Genomic DNA, 21,820 nt, shown 5'->3' with positions numbered 1-21,820 from the left:
TAAGGGATAATCCTGAAAGCTGGGGCGGAAAACAAAATCCGCTTACTTTACCAACCACACGCAGCAGCGACAAGGCGCAAAAATCGTCTGCTACGGTGAAAATTAGTGCAGCACGTTTCCTTTGTTACAAATTCATCCCCTGAATCCCTCAGGGCTGAGTAAACAGCAGCGTCCCTCACTTTCACTTGTAACCCACTAAAGGTCGTTCACTGGCTTTTATGCTCGTCTTACTCAAAGCTACAGGCGCGATATTCTACGTGAAAACAAAGTAAACGGCAGGTCAAACAGAGTATCTTTGCAAATATTTTTTCACATTGGTGTCAAGCGGCTGAGAGGCGGCAAAAAAATCCCCCTGACCGCCCGTCACGCCGCGCTCTGTCAACATCTGCCATTCACTTCGTGAACGTACGCCTGTGGCAAATACTTGCGTTTGCGTTCCTTTGCAGGCTTCCACCAGGCTTTGTACCAGCAGCTGGTTTTCCGTACGTTTTTCAATATTTCTTACCAGACCCGGATGCAGCTTCAATAATTCGACATCAAGCTCTTTGATCCAGCTTGTGCTCACCAGGGTCAAACCCGCCTGGGTTACCGCCACGCGAGCCCCAAGCGCATTGATTAAACGCACCACCGGGCGCAACCGGCTGATGTGTTGACCTACATCTGCCTCTGCAAGTTCAAAAATAATGCGTTTGCGTTGCGATTTTTCGCATTGCATTATCGTGTCACGTAACCAGCGCTGGAAGCGGGGACGGATCAGCGATTCGACAGTTACCTGTAAAGCCAGATTTTCTTCAGGCCAGTACGATAAAAACGTGATGAGACGCGTGATTTGCTGGCGGTCATACTCTTCGGACAACCCGAATTGCAGCACCATCGGCAAATACTCCGCTGAGATAACCTCTTCGGTCCCGTCAAAGATACGGCACATCAGTTCACGATGATGAACATGACCACTCTTCATGACCGCCGGTTTTTGATAGATACGCGGTCCGCCGCGGCTCAGCATCTGTTCAATCAGGGTTCGCCAGCGCACGTTGCCGCGCCCTTTCTCGGGCAGCGTATCATCATAGACCGCCCAGCCGTTCGCCCCCTGCAATACGGCGTTGCGCGTGGCCGCTTCAGCATGTTCCATCACCTGCTCCGTCGACTGGCCACCGCGCCAGGCACAGATACCCATATGCACCATGTCGTCTCTGTCGAGCATTTTGCTCTGCGGTAGCGCATCGACGGCTTTCAGCAGCTGGCTGGCGATACTCTCGGACTCCTTTAAAGTGCGATGCGGCAGCAAGACGGCAAAGTCACTGCGATGGTAGCGCGCCAGTAGCGCGCCGGGATAGCGCATAATAAAGGTGGATAGCAGATTAATCAGCGTGAAGAGGTTCTCTTCCGCCACACGCTGGCCCCAGGTATCCCGAAGAAGATCGAAGTCGGGCAGGCGAATCATCATTACCACGCCATGCGTACCCACCTTTTCAGGATCATCAAGAAGCGTAGCCAGCTGATTATCAAAGAAGAGACGGTTGTTGAGGCCCGTTTTGTTATCCTGCGCGGCGTAAGAGCGAATCAACGTGTCCATACGGCTGCGCTGATCGCTGGCAAACTGGATTTCGGAGAGTAGTACGTCCAGGGCGCTACTGGTGCGTGATGGCCATTCATAAACCGATCCCCGCACCTGCGGCCCCCGCTCGCCATTCAGTATCCGCGCGGAGCGTGTTTCCAGCAGTTCCTGGCCGGAAAGTTGACGTCGCTGCCAGCGAACGGCGAGGAAAATCAGCAGTATGATAAAGGCAACGGCGATGGTTAAGGGCGCGGTGGTCATAAGCGAGCGTAAATAGTTGTTCATCGGATCCTGGTAAATCAGATGAATTGCCATACCCGGATGTTTAAGTGAAGGAACCGTGACGTCGCGATACTGATCTACCGTGCCGGCAGGACGATAGCTGCCCTGGAGGGTATGGCTGAAAACGGTCCGTTTCCCCTGTTTAATGTCAATCTGCACAATATCCACAGGCACCATTAACTCATCCAGCTCACGCGAAAGCGCCGGGAAGGAGGTTGTAATCAGGCGGGTGTCGATAACCGATGCAACCGATTCAACACGGTTAACCAGCTTATCCTGGATGGCGTTATAAAAGCTCAGCGAGCAGCCGATTAGCGTGACAAATATGGTCAGCCCCGTCAGCAAGGTGATAAAAGCTGAGAACTTCGTCGTTAATCGCATCCTTGAGATTACTCCGTGGATTGAAGGGGGGTGCAAGTGAGCGCTAACTTGCATTTTAAATGCGACATACTACCAAACCTGGTGTATCTGGCAATTTATTGCGTTAAATCGGCACTGCGTTTCATTAAGCGAGTATAGTCTTCAGAACATATTATCCCATCATCAAACCTAGTGAGGACCTGTATGCAGGCTTTGATCTTAGAACAGCAGGACGGTAAAACCGTTGCCTCGGTGCAATCCATCGAAGAGAGCCGCCTGCCGGAGGGCGACGTGACCGTGGATATCGACTGGTCCAGCCTGAACTATAAGGATGCACTGGCCATTACGGGGAAAGGTAAAATCATCCGAAATTTCCCGATGGTGCCAGGAATTGACTTTGCAGGCCACGTGCATACCAGTGAAGATCCGCGTTTTCACGCCGGACAGCAGGTACTGCTCACCGGCTGGGGTGTAGGTGAAAACCACTGGGGTGGACTGGCAGCGCAGGCGCGCGTAAAAGGTGACTGGCTTGTCCCGATGCCGAAAGGTCTGGACAGTCGCAAAGCGATGATCATTGGCACTGCGGGTTTTACCGCCATGCTCTGCGTGATGGCCCTGGAAGAGGCCGGGATCCATCCTGACTCTGGCGAAATTGTCGTCACCGGCGCCAGCGGCGGCGTGGGCAGCACGGCCGTCACGCTGCTGCACAAGCTGGGGTATCAGGTCGCCGCCGTCTCTGGCCGCGAAAGTACACATGATTATCTTCGTCAGCTGGGCGCAAACCGTATTCTGAGCCGAAATGAGTTCGCCGAGACCCGTCCACTGGAAAAACAGGTCTGGGCCGGCGCAGTAGATACCGTCGGCGACAAAGTGCTGGCGAAGGTGCTGGCGCAAATGAATTACGGCGGCTGCGTGGCGGCCTGTGGACTGGCGGGAGGTTTTGCCCTGCCGACGACGGTGATGCCTTTTATTCTGCGTAATGTGCGTCTTCAGGGGGTCGATTCGGTCATGACCCCAGCCGAACGACGTACCGAGGCCTGGGAACGTCTGGCGCGGGATCTGCCAGCCTCATTCTACGATCAGAGCGCCACGGAGATTTCCCTGAGCCAGGTGCCAGAATTCGCGAATAACATTATGGATAATCAGTTCCACGGTCGTGCGCTGGTTAAGATCGCCTAATCTTCAAATTTTCGTGACATATTCGCGCTAACCCTTCTCCTCCGTCATGCTTAGAAAAACGCCTGACGGAGGATGCCATGAAAACCCGAAAACTGACGGAAGCCGACGTAACGTCTGAGTCTGTCTTTATGCTACAGCGCCGCCAGATCCTGAAAATGCTTGGCATTAGCGCCACCGCCCTGACGCTCACCCCTGCGGCCCACGCCGACCTGCTCGACTGGTTTAAAGGCAACGACCGCCCAAAAGCCCCTTCCGGAGCACCGCTTACCTTCACGAAACCGGCGCAGTGGCAGAATAAACTGATGCTGACGCCAGAAGATAAAGTCACCGGCTATAACAACTTTTATGAGTTTGGTCTTGATAAGGCCGATCCTGCCGCCAACGCCGGGAGCATGAAAACCGATCCCTGGACGCTGAAGATAGATGGCGAGGTGGCAAAACCGCTAACGTTGGATCATCATGACCTCACCACCCGCTTCCCACTTGAAGAACGCATTTACCGTATGCGCTGTGTGGAAGCCTGGTCGATGGTAGTGCCATGGGTAGGTTTCCCTTTGCACAAACTGCTGGCGCTGGTTGAGCCCACCAGCAACGCGAAGTATGTTTCCTTTCAAACGCGCTACGCCCCGGATGAGATGCCAGGCCAGAAGGATCGGTTTATCGGCGGCGGGCTGGAGTATCCCTACGTTGAAGGTTTACGTCTCGACGAAGCCATGCATCCGCTTACGCTGCTTACCGTCGGGGTCTACGGCAAAGCGCTGCCGCCGCAAAACGGAGCGCCCATTCGCTTAACCGTACCGTGGAAATACGGTTTCAAGGGCATCAAATCGATCGTCAGTATTAAGCTCACCCGTGAACGCCCTCCTACCACCTGGAACCTGGCAGCGCCTGATGAGTATGGTTTTTTTGCCAACGTTAACCCACACGTTGACCATCCGCGCTGGTCGCAGGCGACGGAACGTTTTATCGGTTCCGGCGGCGCGCTGGATGTGAAACGCCAGCCAACGCTGCTGTTTAACGGCTATGCGGATGAGGTGGCATCCCTCTACCGTGGTCTGAATTTACGGGAGAACTTCTAAGTGCGTTTAACGGCAAAGCAGATAACCTGGCTGAAGGTATTCCTGCATTTAGCCGGATTGCTCCCCTTTATCTGGCTCTTTTGGGCGGCCAGTCAGGGACAGTTCAGTGCCGATCCGGCTAAAGATATTCAGCATTTTACGGGTCGGATGGCTCTGAAATTTTTGCTGGCGACCTTGCTCATCTCACCGCTGGCGCGCTACGCTAAACAGCCATTATTAATACGCACCCGTCGGCTTTTAGGGCTATGGTGTTTTGCCTGGGCGACGCTGCATCTCACCAGCTACGCCCTGCTGGAGCTGGGCATTAACAACCTGGCACTCCTTGGCAGCGAACTGGTGACGCGTCCTTATCTGACGCTGGGTATCGTAAGCTGGCTGGTTTTGCTGGCGCTGACGCTGACATCCACGCAGTATGCGCAGCGAAAACTGGGTCGACGCTGGCAACTGCTGCACAACTTCGTCTATCTTGTCGCGATCCTCGCCCCCATACATTACCTGTGGTCGGTGAAGATTTTATCCCCACAGCCGGTCATCTACGCCCTGCTGGCATTGGCCCTTTTAGCGTGGCGTTACAAGAAGTTCCGCCAGTGGTTGCGATAGTTCACGAAACTGTGCGTTTTCCCGCAGTTTACTTATCAACCGCGAATCTTTTTCGGATAGCGGTTGATAATCTTCCCTGATAAGACCAGTATTTAGCTGCCAAATGCTACGAAATCGTTATAATGTGCGACTTCGGTTTTCCGGACAGGGCTATTAGGCCTCTGAAAGGGTGACAATTGCGCTTTGAGGGTATATGTTGTTTTTTACCCGAAAATTGCAGGAGATAGCGGCACAATGGCTGACAAATTCCAAATTTTAGTATTAAACGGACCGAACCTGAACATGCTCGGCACCCGTGAGCCAGAGAAGTACGGCACGCTGACATTGAGCGAAATTGTTAACCGTCTGGGTACGGAAGCAGCCTCGCTGAATGTGGATTTGGACCATTTTCAGTCAAACGCGGAGTACGCAATCATCGACCGTATTCATCAGGCTAAAGACACTGTGGACTATATCCTGATCAATCCGGCCGCGTTTACGCACACCAGTGTTGCTATACGCGACGCACTGCTCGCGGTGAATATCCCGTTTATCGAGATCCACCTGAGCAACGTGCACGCCCGAGAGCCGTTCCGCCACCATTCCTACCTGTCAGATATCGCCGCTGGCGTGATTTGTGGGCTGGGTGCAGACGGCTATTCATACGCTTTACAGACAGCGGTAAAACGCTTGTCACAATCACACTAAACAAGAGTACGGAACCCACTCATGGATATTCGTAAGATTAAAAAACTGATCGAGCTGGTTGAAGAATCAGGCATCTCCGAACTGGAAATTTCTGAAGGCGAAGAGTCTGTACGCATCAGCCGTGCAGCCCCAGCCGCTAGCTTCCCGGTAATGCAGCAAGCTTACGCTGCGCCAGTGCAGCAGCCTGCGCTCTCCGCAGCCGTTGCGCCAGCGGCAGCAGAAGCAGCACCTGCGGCTGCAACAGAAATCAGTGGTCACATCGTACGTTCCCCAATGGTTGGTACTTTCTACCGCACCCCGAGCCCGGACGCGAAAGCGTTCATCGAAGTGGGTCAGAAAGTCAACGTAGGCGATACCCTGTGCATCGTTGAAGCCATGAAAATGATGAACCAGATCGAAGCAGACAAGTCAGGTACTGTGAAAGCGATCCTGGTCGAAAGTGGTCAGCCGGTAGAATTTGACGAGCCGCTGGTCGTCATCGAGTAACGAGGCGAACATGCTGGATAAAATTGTTATCGCCAACCGTGGCGAGATTGCACTGCGTATTCTTCGGGCCTGTAAAGAACTGGGCATCAAGACCGTGGCCGTGCACTCAAGCGCGGATCGCGATTTAAAACACGTATTGCTGGCGGATGAGACGGTCTGTATCGGTCCGGCTCCGTCCGTAAAAAGCTATCTGAACATCCCGGCGATCATCAGCGCCGCCGAAATCACTGGCGCGGTCGCGATTCACCCGGGTTATGGTTTTCTCTCTGAGAACGCCAACTTTGCTGAGCAAGTAGAACGCTCTGGCTTTATCTTCATCGGCCCGAAAGCCGACACCATTCGCCTGATGGGTGACAAAGTGTCTGCCATCACCGCGATGAAAAAAGCCGGTGTGCCAACCGTACCGGGCTCTGACGGCCCGCTGACCGACGATATGGATGCTAACCGCGCCCATGCTAAACGCATTGGCTACCCGGTGATCATCAAAGCGTCCGGCGGCGGCGGCGGTCGCGGTATGCGCGTTGTACGCAGCGATGCTGAACTGGCGCAGTCCATCTCCATGACCAAAGCGGAAGCGAAAGCGGCTTTCAGCAATGACATGGTGTACATGGAAAAATACCTGGAAAACCCACGCCACATCGAAATTCAGGTACTGGCTGACGGTCAGGGTAACGCGATCTATCTGGCAGAACGTGACTGCTCTATGCAGCGTCGTCACCAGAAAGTCGTCGAAGAAGCGCCAGCGCCGGGCATTACGCCAGAACTGCGTCGCTACATCGGTGAGCGTTGTGCAAAAGCGTGTGTCGATATCGGCTATCGCGGGGCGGGTACCTTTGAATTCTTGTTCGAAAACGGCGAGTTCTACTTCATTGAGATGAACACCCGTATTCAGGTTGAACACCCGGTGACAGAAATGATCACCGGCGTTGACCTGATCAAAGAACAACTGCGTATCGCAGCCGGTCAGCCGCTGTCCATCAAACAGGAAGAAGTTGTGGTTAAAGGCCATGCGGTAGAGTGCCGTATTAACGCCGAAGACCCGAACACCTTCCTGCCAAGCCCGGGTAAAATCACGCGTTTCCACGCGCCGGGCGGCTTTGGTGTGCGCTGGGAGTCCCATATCTACGCCGGTTACACCGTACCGCCGTACTATGACTCAATGATTGGTAAGCTGATCTGCTACGGCGAAAACCGTGACGTGGCCATTGCACGCATGAAGAACGCCCTTCAGGAGCTGATCATCGACGGGATCAAAACCAACGTTGATCTCCAGATGCGCATTATGAGCGACGAGCACTTCCAGAATGGTGGCACTAACATCCATTACCTGGAGAAAAAACTCGGTCTGAACGAGAAGTAAGAGACCAGTGTTGCTAAAAGGCCGGATTATCCGGCCTTTTTTATTTCTGGGGATCGCTAAGCCCCATCATGTACAATCCCCGCTTTCTTCATCCACAAGGGACAAAAAATGGACAAACGTTTTGTTCAGGCCCATAAAGAAGCGCGCTGGGCGCTGTGGCTGACCCTTCTCTATCTCGCCGCCTGGTTAGTAACTGCTTACTTACCTGATTCGGCGATTGGCATTACCGGCCTCCCGCACTGGTTTGAAATGGCCTGCCTGCTGCTGCCGCTGGTGTTTATTCTGCTGTGCTGGGCGATGGTGAAATTCATCTATCGCGATATTTCACTGGAGGACGATGATGCAGCTTGAAGTCATTCTGCCCCTTATCGCTTACCTGTTCCTGGTATTTGGCCTGTCGGTTTATGCGATGCGTAAACGTTCGACCGGCACCTTTCTGAACGAGTATTTCCTCGGGAGCCGCTCAATGGGTGGCGTCGTGCTGGCCATGACGCTGACCGCCACGTATATCAGCGCCAGCTCGTTTATCGGTGGCCCCGGCGCCGCTTATAAGTACGGGCTGGGCTGGGTACTGCTGGCCATGATCCAGCTGCCTGCCATCTGGCTCTCTCTGGGCATACTGGGTAAAAAATTTGCCATTCTGGCCCGCCGCTACAATGCCGTAACGCTGAACGATATGCTGTTTGCCCGCTATCAAAGTCGCTTACTGGTATGGCTGGCAAGCCTGAGTCTGCTGGTGGCGTTTATTGGCGCGATGACGGTGCAGTTTATCGGCGGGGCCCGTTTGCTCGAGACGGCTGCCGGGATCCCCTATGAGACCGGTCTGGTCATTTTCGGCGTGAGTATCGCGCTGTATACCGCCTTTGGCGGGTTCCGCGCCAGCGTGCTGAACGACACGATGCAGGGGATGGTAATGCTGATTGGCACCCTCGTTCTGCTGGTGGGTATCGTGCATGCCGCAGGGGGCCTGAGCCATGCGGTTAAAACCCTGGAAGCAATCGATCCGAAACTGGTTTCGCCGCAGGGCGCGGATGACATCCTCTCTCCAACCTTTATGACCTCGTTCTGGGTACTGGTGTGCTTTGGCGTGATTGGCCTGCCACATACCGCCGTGCGCTGCATCTCTTATAAAGACAGTAAAGCGGTACACCGCGGGATCATTATCGGGACAATTGTGGTGGCGATCCTGATGTTCGGTATGCATCTTGCGGGCGCGCTGGGACGTGCGGTGATCCCTGATCTTACCGTACCGGATCTGGTCATTCCGACCCTGATGGTGAAAGTGCTTCCACCGTTTGCCGCCGGGATTTTCCTCGCTGCCCCTATGGCGGCTATTATGTCGACCATTAACGCTCAGTTGCTGCAAAGTTCCGCTACGATCATTAAAGATCTCTATCTGAATTTGCGCCCTGAACAGGTTGAAAATGAGCGGCGCCTCAAGCGTATGTCGGCGGTGATAACCCTGGTGTTGGGGGCGTTGCTGCTGCTGGCCGCGTGGCGTCCACCGGAGATGATCATCTGGTTGAACCTGCTTGCCTTTGGCGGGCTGGAAGCCGTATTCCTGTGGCCGCTGGTGCTGGGGCTGTACTGGGAACGCGCGAATGCCGCGGGTGCATTAAGCGGCATGATTGTCGGAGGCGTCCTGTATGCCGTTCTCGCCACGTTTAAAATTCAGTACCTGGGCTTCCATCCCATCGTGCCTTCGTTACTGTTAAGTTTACTGGCGTTTGTGGTCGGAAACCGTTTTGGTCGTCCAATGCCACAAGCTGTCCTGATTTCTACTGATAAATAAAGAGTTTTGCCATGCCGTGGATCCAATTAAAACTGAACACAACCGGCGAGAACGCCGAAGAACTGAGTGACGCGCTGATGGAGGCCGGCTCGGTCTCTATTACCTTCCAGGACACGCATGACACGCCGGTCTTTGAGCCGCTGCCAGGCGAAACGCGCCTGTGGGGTGATACGGACGTTATCGGCCTGTTCGATGCAGAAACCGACATGAAAGAGGTCGTGGCGATTCTGGAAAACCATCCGCTGCTGGGCGCTGGATTTGTGCATAAAATCGAACAGCTGGAAGACAAAGACTGGGAACGCGAGTGGATGGACAACTTCCATCCGATGCAGTTTGGTCAGCGTCTGTGGATTTGCCCAAGCTGGCGTGAAGTTCCCGATGAAAACGCGGTCAATGTGATGCTGGATCCCGGTCTGGCGTTTGGCACCGGCACTCACCCAACAACCTCTCTTTGCCTGCAATGGCTGGATGGCCTGGACCTGGAAGGCAAAACCGTGATCGACTTCGGTTGCGGTTCCGGGATCCTTGCTATCGCAGCGCTGAAACTGGGCGCGGCAAAAGCCATTGGGATCGACATCGATCCGCAGGCGATTCAGGCCAGCCGTGATAATGCCGAACGCAATGGTGTTTCCGATCGCCTTGAGCTATATCTGCCCGATGCACAGCCAGAGGCCATGAAAGCCGATGTGGTGGTCGCGAATATCCTGGCTGGTCCGTTACGCGAGCTGGCGCCCTTAATTAGCGTATTGCCGGTTGAAGGTGGTCTGCTGGGCCTGTCCGGTATCCTTGCCAGCCAGGCAGACAGCGTCTGTGAAGCCTATGCCGATCTCTTTGCCCTCGATCCGGTGGTAGAGAAAGAAGAGTGGTGCCGCATCACCGGTCGCAAAAAATAAGCATTTGGCGTGGTCGTCTGACCACGCTTTTTTCCTTCGATTTTTCCTCCCGCCGTCTTCCTTTCTTCGCTAAAATAACCACACGAATCATAATGTTAATAATTGATTTGGATAATAAAATTCACAGGAAGAATACGATGAAACACTTTTCAGGCAAGGCAGCGCTGCTGGCGCTGAGCATAATGTCGGCTTCGGCTTACGCATCACACTGGAGCTATCAGGGAGAAGGCGCACCGGAGCACTGGGGCGAACTGGACGAGGCGTATAAAACGTGTAAAAGCGGGATGTATCAGTCGCCGATTAACATTGATAGCACGGTCAAAGCCAACATCTCTCCGCTGGAAACGCACTATATCGACGGCCCGGTCACCCTGACAAACAACGGTCATACTATCCAGGCGAGTGAAAACGCCGATACACGCGACAGCATCACGCTTGATAAACAGCGCTGGACGTTACAGCAGTTCCATTTCCATGCGCCATCCGAAAATACGGTGCACGGTAAAAAATACGCAATGGAAATGCATCTGGTCCATAAAAACGCTGACGGCGAACTGACGGTCGTTGCCGTTATGTTCGATCAGGGCGCGGCAAATACTGAACTGGATAAGCTCTGGGGCGTGATGCCTGGAAAGGTTGATCAGAACGTCACGATTAAGCCAACCCTTGATATGAATAAATTACTGCCCGCGGACAAAACGTACTGGCGTTTCAGCGGCTCTCTGACCACGCCGCCGTGTTCAGAAGGGGTGACGTGGCTGGTGCTCAAGCACCCGCTGACCGTCTCTGCCGAACAGCTGCAAACATTCACTCACACCATGCACCACGAAAACAGCCGCCCGGTTCAGCCGCTTCATGGCCGTCTGGTTGTTGAATAAGTCGATTTTTTACGCTGTTATCCTGTGCTGAAATGCGATACAGATCGCAAAGAAGCGCCATAATCTGCTGCTTATAGCAGCAGATTATCCCGGACAATTGATTCATTTATTCAGAAATGATGAGAAGTTACGGGAAATTGTAAGCGCCCAGAAAATGTTCATTTACTCATAACACAATGATTTAAATAGCGAATAATCTTATCCAAAAAGAATGACTGGCGATTCCTTGATCTACAACAGAGGATTGTTCAAAGTTTGGCCTTTCATCTCGTGCAAAAAATGCGTAATATACGCCGCCTTGCAGTCACAGTATGGTCATTTCTTAACTCATGCGCATCGGACACCACCAGCTCAGAAATCGCCTGATCGCAGCCCCAATGGCAGGTATTACCGACCGGCCGTTCAGGACGCTGTGCTACGAGATGGGAGCAGGCCTGACCGTTTCCGAGATGATGTCGTCTAACCCGCAGGTTTGGGAAAGCGATAAATCCCGCCTACGGATGGTGCACATTGATGAACCAGGTATCCGCACCGTGCAAATTGCCGGAAGCGTGCCTGAAGAGATGGCAGATGCCGCGCGTATTAACGTGGAAAGTGGCGCCCAGATTATTGATATCAATATGGGTTGCCCGGCCAAAAAGGTGAATCGCAAGCTTGCAGGTTCAGCCCTTCTGCAATACCCCGACCAGGTGAAGTCAATCCTGACGGCGGTTGTCAGCGCAGTGGACGTTCCTGTTACGTTGAAGATTCGCACGGGTTGGTCGCCGGAACACCGTAACTGCGTAGAGATTGCCCAACTGGCCGAAGACTGTGGCATTCAGGCCCTGACCATTCATGGACGCACTCGCGCCTGTTTGTTCAACGGTGAAGCTGAATACGACAGCATTCGGGCAGTTAAGCAGAAAGTTTCCATTCCGGTTATCGCGAATGGCGACATTACTGACCCGCTTAAAGCCAGAGCTGTGCTCGACTATACGGGAGCTGATGCTCTGATGATAGGACGTGCCGCTCAGGGAAGACCCTGGATCTTTCGGGAAATCCAGCATTATCTGGACACTGGGGAGCTGCTTGCCCCACTGCCTCTGGCAGAGGTCAAGCGCTTGCTTTGTTCGCATGTTCGGGAACTGCATGACCACTACGGCCAGGCAAAAGGGTACCGAATTGCGCGTAAACACGTCTCCTGGTATCTCCAGGAGCACGCTCCAAATGACCAGTTTCGGCGCACATTCAACGCCATTGAGGATGCCAGCGAACAGCTGGAGGCGTTGGAGGCATACTTCGAAAATCTTGCGTAATGAAATAAAGAGCTGACAGAACTATGTTCGAACAACGCGTAAATTCTGACGTACTGACCGTTTCTACCGTTAACTCTCAGGATCAGGTGACTCAAAAGCCCCTGCGTGACTCGGTTAAACAGGCACTGAAGAACTATTTTGCTCAACTGAACGGTCAGGATGTTAATGACCTGTATGAGCTGGTACTGGCTGAAGTTGAACAGCCACTGTTGGACATGGTGATGCAATACACCCGTGGTAATCAAACCCGCGCTGCCCTGATGATGGGCATCAACCGTGGTACCCTGCGTAAGAAACTGAAAAAATACGGCATGAACTAATTTCGATTAGCTAATTGCTTGTTTAAAAAGGCGCTCTTCGGCATGGGGAAGCGCCTTTTTTATCGTCCGGACGGGCAACCGTCAACGCTTTGTAAACCTTCTCTTTCCCCGCTTTTCAACGCCCGCTTTTCGTGTATATTTCCACCACCTTACAGGCTCTCTTTTTCGCGGAATGACACATGATTCGTAAATACTGGTGGCTGGTCGTTTTTGCTGTCTCTGTTTTCATTTTCGATGCGCTGCTGATGCAGTGGATTGAACTGATGAGCACCGAAACCGATAAATGTCGCAATATGAATTCCGTGAACCCGCTTAAACTGGTCAACTGCTCAGAGCTGGACTAACCTCTTCCATCCTGTAAAACCCCTGTTATCACCTAATAAAAACAGGGGCTTAAATCACTTTTCGTCATTTCCTGACGATGATAATGTCTGTGCCCTTTCCAACCGCTTTCGCTTAACGTCTCACAACGAGTGAACAGACCATGCTGGTTAGCCAATACAACCAAATCCTCGTAGTTATCTCCTTTATGGTTGCCATTCTTGCCGCCTATACCGCGCTGAATATGGCTGCGCGCGTTGCCGGAAGCCAGGGCGTCGCTGCACGCGTCTGGCTGACAGGTGGCGGTGTTTCGATGGGGATTGGCGTATGGGCGATGCATTTCATCGGCATGCTGGCGATGGATCTTTCCATGAGCATGAGTTACAACGCGGCCCTGACCGTGCTTTCAATGGTTATTGCCATCAGCTCGTCTATGTTCGCCCTGTGGCTCGTTAGCGGCGAGCAGTTACGTTTGCGTCGGCTGCTGCCCGGCGCAGTCGTGATGGGAACGGGCATTGTTGCCATGCACTATATCGGTATGGCGGCCCTGGAGGTCACGCCGGGCATTGTCTGGGATAAAATGTGGGTGGTCATCTCTGTAGTCATTGCTCTTGTCGCTTCACTGGCCGCTCTTTGGCTGACGTTCCGCTTACGTCAGGAAGCTGCACGAATGGCATTGATGCGGCTGGGGGCAGCGATCGCCATGGGCATCGCTATCGCTGGGATGCATTACGCCGGCATGGAAGCAGCACAATTTCCGATGTCGACGATGGTCCACCATCATGGTATTAACGGGAGCTGGCTGGCGATACTGGTTAGCGTAGTTGCGCTCGCTATTCTGGGGATTACGCTGCTGGTGTCGATGTTCGATGCCCGCCTTCAGGCTCGTACCTCGCTGCTGGCCTCATCACTGGCAGAAGCTAACCGTGAACTCGCACAGCTGGCGTTGCATGATACGCTGACGCGATTGCCCAATCGTATTCTGCTTGAGGATCGCCTCGATCAGGCCATCAGCAAGGCCGATCGCGAGGGAAGCCCTTTTGCACTGATGTTTATGGATCTCGATGGCTTTAAAACCGTCAATGATGCGTATGGTCATGATGTCGGCGACAAGCTTCTGGTTGCGGTGACCCAGCGTTTGCTGTTGCAGTTGAAAGGTCAGTACACGCTGGCGCGTATCGGTGGGGATGAATTCGTTCTGCTTGCCGAAACCGAGACCCCGGATGATGCTGCCTCACTGGCCAATTCACTGGTGCGCGTCATTGATAGTCCGTTCCATCTCGATCCTTATGAACTGATGGTCACCCTGAGCATTGGCATTGCACTCTATCCGCACGATGGCAAAACCGATCGTGAACTGATGTTTAACGCGGATGCTGCGATGTATCACACAAAACATATGGGCCGCAACGGCTATCACTTTTTCCAACCGTCAATGAATACGCTGGCGCAGACGCATCTTCAGCTGATGAATGATCTGTGGCAGGCCATCGACCGTAATGAGTTACGTCTGCTTTATCAACCCAAATTCCACGCCCCTGCCGGGCCGATCCTCGGGTTCGAAGCGCTGTTACGCTGGGAGCATCCAAAACAGGGCTTACTGTCCCCCGATCTGTTTCTACCGCTGTCAGAGAAAACAGGGTTGATTATTCCAATTGGAAACTGGGTAATCGACGAGGCCTGCCGCCAGCTGCGTGAATGGCATCTTCAGGGCCACACGGACTGGTCAATGGCGGTGAATCTTTCTACATTGCAGTTCGAACAGCCCTCGCTGGTTAAAACGGTGCTCGATTGTCTGACGCGCCATAGCGTGCCGCCCGGCATGTTAATCCTGGAGGTGACCGAAACCACGGCGATGAGCAATCCAGACGAAAGCGTTCGTGTCCTGACAGCGCTGACGGATGCCGGAGTAAAAGCCTCAATAGATGATTTTGGCACAGGTTACTCAAGTCTTCTCTATCTTAAGCGGCTTCCCGCATGCGAGTTGAAAATCGATCGCGCTTTCGTGAAAGAGTTAAGTGGGAAGAGTGAAGATGTAACGATCGTCTCGGCGATTGTCGCCCTGGCAAAAACGCTGAATCTGAAGGTCGTGGCGGAAGGGGTCGAAACCGCAGCGCAGCAAACCTTTCTGACAGAACTGGGATGCAATACGCTACAGGGCTATCTGCTGGGTAAACCGATTACCGCGCAAGCTATTATGGAACAGTGCCAGCACGGGGAGATGTCGCCACCCCGGGCGCAGTCATGAGTATGTATCGTAAACCACTGGCGCCATTCGGGTGATATTTAGTGTCGCCAGAATATTATCCACCAACGCCGGTGCTTGCTTGTACAGATTAAAATTGTTGCTATCCATTAGCCAGTTTTTAATGACACCGCTAAAAAAGGCGTGGAAAACAATCAGCGCCAGTTCAATATTGATTTGCGAAGAGATAACGTTACGAGCAATGCATCGCTTTAGCGTCTTGCGAAGATAATCATCGTTTAAACCGATCCGCTTGCGTATTTCACACTCTGAAATCACATCGTCATGAAATTCACACTTATGATACAAAATTTGTAAAAGTGCATATTGCCGGGGCTCACTCGCAATATATTGCAGCGCGACAATAAATTGTTCACGAAGCATTAACAAAGGGTCATCATTTTCGGAAAGTATTAACCTGTCACGAATCATCTCACGCATCGGCAATTGCTGATCCCATATTGCATTAAATATTTCCGCTTTACTCGAGAAATGCCAGTAAACCGCCCCGCGTGTGAGTTGAGCAGCATCGGCGATGTCGGTAAGCGTGGTGCTGGCCACGCCACGCGTCGCGAATAGCCCGATAGCGGCTTCAATCAGCTGCTGGCGGGTCTTTTGAGCCTCTTCTTTCTTTTTGCGCGCCATAACATGCTACTCACTACTCATCAGTTTGATACGTTATCGTAGGATATTGACGTGGTCGTGTAAGTCAAAGTATTAACCAAAACCCGTGTTAATTTTGCACAAAAAAAGTCAATTTATTTAATTTATAATTAACACGAATAAATTCAATCAATTAAATTCATAAAACATATGAATAGCGCACACCAAAAAGCATTTTGTTGATTATCCTGACAGAAATAACATGCAAAATGCTCTGGATCACCATCCAATTTTTGCTTTTTAAAAACGCCATCAGCACTTATAAATTAAAAAACATTAAATACCCTCATTATTATACACAGCTACATTTCTATTTTTTGCCTCACACCCTTTCACCGATTCATAGCAAATATCGGTTCAGGGGTAGTTTAAGGAACAGTAATGACGAATCACTTCAGATACCTACCCTTATACGGTTTCATTGTCTGTGCCGCGCTGCTCACCGGGTGCGATGGGCAAGAAAATCCCCAGCAGCATGCGCAAGCTCCTCAGGTCAGTGTTCATATTGTTAAAAGTGCGCCACTGGCCGTAACGACGGAATTGCCTGGCAGAACAGATGCGTATCGTGTTGCGGAGGTTCGTCCTCAGGTAAGTGGTATTATTCTGCACCGTAATTTTACCGAAGGCAGCGATGTTAAAGCGGGTGAATCCCTTTATCAAATCGATCCGGCCACCTATCAGGCAGCCTACGATAATGCGAAAGGTGAACTGGTAAAAGCGCAGGCGGCGGCAAATATCGCCCATCTGACGGTGAAGCGTTACGTTCCGCTGGTTGGAACACAATATGTGAGCAAGCAGGAGTACGATCAGGCGGTGGCAACAGCCCAGCAGGCAGATGCGACCGTCGTTGCCGCAAAGGCTGGCGTTGAAAGCGCGCGGATTAACCTGGCCTATACGAAAGTGACTTCCCCAATCAACGGGCGTATAGGTAAATCCAGCGTCACCGAAGGGGCATTAGTCACTAATGGTCAGTCAACTGCGCTGGCGACGGTTCAGCAGCTTGACCCTATTTATGTCGATGTGACGCAATCCAGCAGTGATTTTATGCGTCTGAAACAGCAGACGAGCCTGCAAAAAGGAGACACCAGCAGCGTCGAGTTGCTGATGGAAAATGGTCAGCCTTATCCGCTGAAAGGAACGCTCCAGTTCTCTGATGTCACGGTAGATGAAAGTACCGGCTCAATCACCCTTCGCGCCCTCTTCCCTAACCCGCAGCATATGTTGTTACCGGGTATGTTTGTCCGTGCACGCATTGATGAAGGTATACAACCTGATGCCATTCTTGTTCCCCAGCAGGGGGTGACCCGTACACCTCGCGGGGATGCGACCGTGCTAGTGGTAAACGAGAAAAACCAGGTGGAATCTCGCACTGTCGTTGCACCGCAGGCGATTGGCGATCGCTGGCTGATCGCGGAAGGCCTCAAAAATGGCGACCGCGTCATTATCAGCGGCCTGCAAAAAGTTCGCCCTGGCGTCACCGTCGTGGCTATTCCTGATACCGCCGCTACACCAGCCAGTTAAGGAATAACGACATGGCTAATTTCTTTATTCAACGGCCTGTTTTCGCCTGGGTCCTCGCCATCATTCTGATGATTGCGGGCGGGCTGGCCATTCTAAAACTGCCGGTCGCGCAATATCCGACCATTGCGCCGCCGGCGGTGGCGGTGACAGCAACCTACCCTGGCGCTGATGCCCAGACGGTACAGGACACCGTAACTCAGGTTATCGAACAGAATATGAACGGTATCGATAATCTGATGTACATGTCGTCCACCAGTGATTCCGCTGGTAACGTCACCATTACGCTGACGTTCGAGTCAGGTACAGATCCTGATATTGCGCAGGTGCAGGTTCAGAACAAACTTCAGCTCGCCATGCCGCTGCTTCCACAAGAAGTGCAGCAGCAGGGGATCGGCGTGGAAAAATCCAGCAGCAGTTTCCTGCTGGTTGCCGGCTTTGTTTCGGATAATAAAAACCTCACTCAGGATGATATTTCCGACTATGTTGCTTCTAACGTAAAAGATGCGATCAGCCGTACTTCCGGCGTTGGTGACGTACAGCTGTTCGGTGCGCAGTATGCAATGCGCATCTGGCTGGACAGCAACGCGATGAACAAATATCAGCTCACGCCGCTGGATATTATTAACCAGCTTAAAACGCAGAACGACCAGATTGCTGCGGGCCAGTTGGGCGGAACGCCGTCCGTACCGGGACAGCAACTGAACGCCTCAATTATTGCTCAAACGCGTCTGAAATCGCCGGAAGAGTTCGGCCGTGTGACGCTGAAGGTGAACCAGGACGGTTCAATGGTCCATCTGAAAGATGTGGCCCGCATTGAGCTGGGTGGCGAAAACTACAACATGGTCACCAAAATCAATGGCCAGGCAGCAACGGGGCTAGGGATCAAGCTGGCGACTGGCGCAAACGCGCTGGATACCGCTGCTGCCATCAAAAGTAAACTGGCGCAGTTACAGCCCTTCTTCCCTCAGGGTCTGAAAGTCGTTTATCCGTACGACACCACACCTTTCGTGAAGATCTCAATCCATGAAGTGGTGAAGACGCTTTTTGAAGCGATCGTTCTCGTGTTCCTGGTGATGTATCTGTTCCTGCAAAACCTGCGCGCGACCCTAATTCCGACTATCGCCGTGCCCGTGGTGTTACTGGGCACCTTTGCAGTACTGGCTGCGTTCGGTTTCTCGATTAACACCCTGACGATGTTCGGAATGGTATTGGCGATAGGTTTGCTCGTTGACGATGCCATCGTGGTGGTCGAGAACGTAGAACGCGTTATGGTGGAGGATAAACTACCGCCTAAAGAGGCGACGCAGAAGTCGATGGAGCAAATTCAGGGCGCTCTGGTGGGCATTGCCATGGTGCTTTCGGCGGTATTTATTCCGATGGCATTTTTTGGTGGTTCAACCGGGGCTATCTATCGCCAGTTCTCGCTGACCATTGTCTCCGCGATGGCCTTGTCGGTACTGGTGGCGTTGATATTAACGCCTGCTCTTTGTGCAACGCTGCTCAAACCGGTTTCCAGCGAACATCATGAAAAGAAAGGTGGTTTCTTTGGCTGGTTTAACGCGCTCTTTGATAAAAGCGTGGAACATTACAGCAACAGCGTGAGCGGCATTTTACGTAAGACCGGCCGCTATCTGCTGGTTTACGTCATCATCGTCGGCGGCATGGCAGTTCTGTTCCTGCGCCTGCCTTCCTCCTTCCTGCCGGAAGAGGATCAGGGTGTGTTTATGACGATGGTACAACTGCCAGCAGGGGCGACGCAGATGCGAACCCAGCAGGTACTCGATCAGGTTCAGGATTATTACCTGACGAAAGAGAAAGCGAACGTTGAATCGGTCTTTACGGTCAACGGGTTTAGCTTTAGCGGACAGGGGCAGAACTCCGGTATCGCTTTCGTCAGCCTGAAGCCATGGGAAGAACGCCCGGGCAAGGAAAATGCCGTTGAGGCGATTGTCAGCCGCGCAACGAAAGCGTTCAGCCAGATCAAAGATGGTCTTGTATTTCCGTTTAACCTGCCTGCCATTATTGAACTGGGTACCGCAACAGGCTTTGACTTTGAACTGATTGACCAGGCAAACCTGGGACATACGCAGCTAACGCAGGCGCGTAACCAACTGCTTGGTATGGTGAGGGAACACCCTGACTTACTGGTTCGCGTGCGTCCTAATGGCCTGGAAGATACGCCACAGTTCAAGCTGGATGTCGACCAGGAGAAGGCACAGGCGCTGGGTGTGAGCGTTTCTGACGTCAATCAGACGATTTCAACAGCGCTGGGTGGCACCTATGTAAATGACTTTATCGATCACGGGCGCGTGAAAAAAGTTTACGTCCAGGCAGATGCTCGCTTCCGTATGTTACCAGGAGATATCAACGACCTGTATGTGCGTAGCGCTAACGGCGAAATGGTGCCTTTCTCTGCCTTTAGTAGCTCTCATTGGGTGTACGGTTCACCCCGTCTGGAACGTTACAATGGGATGCCATCAATGGAGATCCTCGGTGAGTCTGCGCCAGGCAAAAGTACCGGTGAAGCAATGGCGTTGATGGAAAGCCTTGCGTCAAAACTTCCGTCCGGCATCGGCTACGACTGGACGGGGATGTCCTATCAGGAACGACTTTCCGGGAATCAGGCGCCAGCGCTTTATGCCATATCACTCATAGTGGTGTTCCTGTGTCTGGCGGCTCTCTATGAAAGCTGGTCAATTCCCTTCTCAGTCATGCTGGTTGTGCCGCTGGGGGTGATCGGCGCGCTTCTGGCTGCATCAATGCGAGGTTTAAACAATGACGTTTACTTCCAGGTTGGTCTGCTTACGACAATTGGTTTATCTGCCAAGAACGCCATACTGATCGTTGAGTTCGCCAAGGATCTCATGGATAAAGAAGGCAAAGGGATTATCGAAGCCACGCTTGAAGCCTCGCGTATGCGCCTGCGTCCTATCCTGATGACCTCCCTGGCATTCATTCTCGGTGTTATGCCTCTGGTCATCAGCAGCGGTGCAGGTAGCGGGGCACAAAATGCGGTCGGGACGGGTGTCATGGGCGGGATGTTGTCAGCCACTCTGTTGGCCATTTTCTTTGTTCCTGTTTTCTTTGTGGTTGTCCGGAGACGGTTTACAAAGCACAAGGATTAATGAAAATAAAAAGGCACCTCTGGTGCCTTTTTATTTTGAATAACAATATAATGAAACGCTTCATCTCCACATTTCCTCCATTAATAATTAGCCCCCACGCTTTTTCTCCATGATTTTTACAATCTACACAAATTGAGATTATTCCCCGTGCTGCATGGTATTAGTGCGGTGGTAAAATAATCATCAGTTCGTTAATTGCCGCATCGGCTCTGTAGCGAATAAGCGATCATATTGAGGTAACATCATGAAAAGATTCCTTTCCGTTGCACTTCTCGCTGCGCTGCTTGCTGGTTGCGCGCACGACTCTCCATGTGTACCGGTATACGACGATCAGGGCCGCCTGGTCCACACCAATACCTGTATGAAAGGCACCACTCAGGATAACTGGGAAACAGCAGGTGCAATAGCTGGAGGAGCCGCGGCAATCGCTGGCCTGACACTCGGTATAGTCGCCCTGACTAAATAAGAATTTTAAAAGCGCGCCGATGGTCGCGCTTTTTTTTTGCCGAATTCACGGCACGTATATACCTCATCACGAATGGCTTCACATATTATTTAAATTCAATACACTACCTTACTTCCCGCTATACATCCTTATCTGTATAGCCTCTGGCATAAATATTTAATTGATTTAACGCGGCAGCAAGCCAGTATACTCCATTCCAAAACTTCAGCTTCAGCAGGGTAAAACGCTTTCACACGTCCGTCAGATAATAACAGCGCCAGTTAGAATATCGAATAAGGGAATTGGTTTAGCTGGAGACATAACGCAAAAAGGCCATCCTTTCGGATGGCCTTTTTGCTTGTTTGATGTCTGGCAGTTCCCTACTCTCACATGGGGAGACCCCACACTACCATCGGCGCTACGGCGTTTCACTTCTGAGTTCGGCATGGGGTCAGGTGGGACCACCGCGCTAAAGCCGCCAGACAAATTCTTTTACTTCTTACCGAACTTTAACCTAAGTATAAAGTGGTGCTGATACCCAGAGTCGAACTGGGGACCTCACCCTTACCAAGGGTGCGCTCTACCAACTGAGCCATATCAGCACGCTAAATTTGATGCCTGGCAGTTCCCTACTCTCACATGGGGAGACCCCACACTACCATCGGCGCTACGGCGTTTCACTTCTGAGTTCGGCATGGGGTCAGGTGGGACCACCGCGCTAAAGCCGCCAG

Annotated in this window: 19 protein-coding genes, 1 tRNA gene and 2 rRNA genes; 17 read left to right on the top strand and 5 right to left on the bottom strand. The window is 52.4% G+C overall.

Features of this window, described 5'->3' with window-relative positions; translation table 11 throughout:
- Positions 1-280: 280 nt before the first annotated feature.
- A complete protein-coding gene (csrD, locus tag G6Q29_RS16920; RefSeq protein ID WP_165466638.1) occupies positions 281-2,221 on the bottom strand; it encodes an RNase E specificity factor CsrD in 1,941 nt (646 codons plus the stop codon).
- Positions 2,222-2,404: 183 nt separating this feature from the next.
- Here csrD and G6Q29_RS16915 point away from each other — a divergent pair, with 183 nt between their 5' ends.
- The 14 genes from G6Q29_RS16915 (at position 2,405) to G6Q29_RS16850 (ending at position 15,338) form a co-directional block, all read left to right on the top strand.
- Entirely contained in the window at positions 2,405-3,379 is a 975-nt protein-coding gene (locus tag G6Q29_RS16915) for an MDR family oxidoreductase (RefSeq protein ID WP_165466637.1), read from the top strand.
- 77 nt (positions 3,380-3,456) lie between these two features.
- The gene (gene msrP / locus G6Q29_RS16910; RefSeq protein WP_165466636.1) at positions 3,457-4,458 is read left to right on the top strand and encodes a protein-methionine-sulfoxide reductase catalytic subunit MsrP; all 1,002 of its coding nucleotides are present in this window, start codon (positions 3,457-3,459) and stop codon (positions 4,456-4,458) included.
- The gene (gene msrQ / locus G6Q29_RS16905; RefSeq protein WP_165466635.1) at positions 4,459-5,058 is read left to right on the top strand and encodes a protein-methionine-sulfoxide reductase heme-binding subunit MsrQ; all 600 of its coding nucleotides are present in this window, start codon (positions 4,459-4,461) and stop codon (positions 5,056-5,058) included. It abuts the gene before it with no gap.
- A gap of 234 nt (positions 5,059-5,292) precedes the next feature.
- Entirely contained in the window at positions 5,293-5,745 is a 453-nt protein-coding gene (aroQ, locus tag G6Q29_RS16900) for a type II 3-dehydroquinate dehydratase (RefSeq protein ID WP_165466634.1), read from the top strand.
- A 21-nt stretch (positions 5,746-5,766) separates the two neighbouring features.
- Positions 5,767-6,231 carry an acetyl-CoA carboxylase biotin carboxyl carrier protein gene (gene accB / locus G6Q29_RS16895; RefSeq protein WP_003860389.1) on the top strand — a complete coding sequence of 155 codons (465 nt, stop codon included), beginning with the start codon at positions 5,767-5,769 and terminating at the stop codon, positions 6,229-6,231.
- 10 nt (positions 6,232-6,241) lie between these two features.
- On the top strand, positions 6,242-7,591 hold the full coding sequence (accC, locus tag G6Q29_RS16890; protein ID WP_003860388.1) for an acetyl-CoA carboxylase biotin carboxylase subunit: 1,350 nt from the start codon (positions 6,242-6,244) through the stop codon (positions 7,589-7,591).
- Positions 7,592-7,699: 108 nt separating this feature from the next.
- On the top strand, positions 7,700-7,942 hold the full coding sequence (locus G6Q29_RS16885) for a YhdT family protein (protein WP_003860385.1): 243 nt from the start codon (positions 7,700-7,702) through the stop codon (positions 7,940-7,942).
- A complete protein-coding gene (panF, locus tag G6Q29_RS16880) occupies positions 7,932-9,383 on the top strand; it encodes a sodium/pantothenate symporter (protein WP_165466697.1) in 1,452 nt (483 codons plus the stop codon). The genes G6Q29_RS16885 and panF overlap by 11 nt, the downstream gene beginning before the upstream one ends.
- Positions 9,384-9,394: 11 nt before the next feature.
- Positions 9,395-10,276, top strand: coding sequence for a 50S ribosomal protein L11 methyltransferase (gene prmA / locus G6Q29_RS16875; protein ID WP_165466633.1), 882 nt, complete (start codon positions 9,395-9,397; stop codon positions 10,274-10,276).
- A gap of 137 nt (positions 10,277-10,413) precedes the next feature.
- On the top strand, positions 10,414-11,154 hold the full coding sequence (locus G6Q29_RS16870; RefSeq protein ID WP_165466632.1) for a carbonic anhydrase: 741 nt from the start codon (positions 10,414-10,416) through the stop codon (positions 11,152-11,154).
- A 329-nt stretch (positions 11,155-11,483) separates the two neighbouring features.
- Positions 11,484-12,449: a tRNA dihydrouridine synthase DusB gene (dusB, locus tag G6Q29_RS16865; RefSeq protein ID WP_015572023.1), complete on the top strand. Its 966-nt coding sequence runs from the start codon at positions 11,484-11,486 to the stop codon at positions 12,447-12,449.
- 23 nt (positions 12,450-12,472) lie between these two features.
- Entirely contained in the window at positions 12,473-12,769 is a 297-nt protein-coding gene (fis, locus tag G6Q29_RS16860; protein WP_000462905.1) for a DNA-binding transcriptional regulator Fis, read from the top strand.
- A gap of 179 nt (positions 12,770-12,948) precedes the next feature.
- Entirely contained in the window at positions 12,949-13,113 is a 165-nt protein-coding gene (locus tag G6Q29_RS16855) for a DUF2556 family protein (protein ID WP_003860373.1), read from the top strand.
- A gap of 140 nt (positions 13,114-13,253) precedes the next feature.
- Positions 13,254-15,338: a putative bifunctional diguanylate cyclase/phosphodiesterase gene (locus G6Q29_RS16850; RefSeq protein ID WP_165466631.1), complete on the top strand. Its 2,085-nt coding sequence runs from the start codon at positions 13,254-13,256 to the stop codon at positions 15,336-15,338.
- Here G6Q29_RS16850 and envR read toward each other — a convergent pair.
- Positions 15,333-15,980 carry an acrEF/envCD operon transcriptional regulator gene (gene envR / locus G6Q29_RS16845; protein WP_165466630.1) on the bottom strand — a complete coding sequence of 216 codons (648 nt, stop codon included), beginning with the start codon at positions 15,978-15,980 and terminating at the stop codon, positions 15,333-15,335. The genes G6Q29_RS16850 and envR overlap by 6 nt on opposite strands.
- Positions 15,981-16,379: 399 nt before the next feature.
- On the opposite strand from envR, the gene G6Q29_RS16840 reads away from it, so the two are divergent.
- The 3 genes from G6Q29_RS16840 (at position 16,380) to G6Q29_RS16830 (ending at position 21,110) form a co-directional block, all read left to right on the top strand.
- Positions 16,380-17,519, top strand: a complete 1,140-nt coding sequence (locus G6Q29_RS16840; protein WP_165466629.1) for an efflux RND transporter periplasmic adaptor subunit — start codon at positions 16,380-16,382, stop codon at positions 17,517-17,519.
- An 11-nt stretch (positions 17,520-17,530) separates the two neighbouring features.
- Positions 17,531-20,644: an efflux RND transporter permease subunit gene (locus G6Q29_RS16835; protein WP_165466628.1), complete on the top strand. Its 3,114-nt coding sequence runs from the start codon at positions 17,531-17,533 to the stop codon at positions 20,642-20,644.
- A 244-nt stretch (positions 20,645-20,888) separates the two neighbouring features.
- On the top strand, positions 20,889-21,110 hold the full coding sequence (locus G6Q29_RS16830; protein ID WP_003860364.1) for a lipoprotein: 222 nt from the start codon (positions 20,889-20,891) through the stop codon (positions 21,108-21,110).
- Positions 21,111-21,456: 346 nt separating this feature from the next.
- Here G6Q29_RS16830 and rrf (G6Q29_RS16825) read toward each other — a convergent pair.
- The 3 genes from rrf (G6Q29_RS16825) to rrf (G6Q29_RS16815) all read right to left on the bottom strand — a co-directional run bounded on the left by rrf (G6Q29_RS16825) (position 21,457) and on the right by rrf (G6Q29_RS16815) (position 21,820).
- Positions 21,457-21,572, bottom strand: a 5S ribosomal RNA gene (gene rrf / locus G6Q29_RS16825).
- A gap of 43 nt (positions 21,573-21,615) precedes the next feature.
- Positions 21,616-21,691: transfer RNA gene (locus G6Q29_RS16820), tRNA-Thr, on the bottom strand.
- Between the two features lie 14 nt (positions 21,692-21,705).
- Positions 21,706-21,820: ribosomal RNA gene (gene rrf, locus G6Q29_RS16815) — 5S ribosomal RNA — on the bottom strand.

Source organism: Enterobacter cloacae, from assembly GCF_011078175.1.
Classification (GTDB): Bacteria; Pseudomonadota; Gammaproteobacteria; order Enterobacterales; family Enterobacteriaceae; genus Enterobacter; species Enterobacter cloacae_Q.
This window is presented reverse-complemented; position numbering and strand designations above follow the sequence as displayed.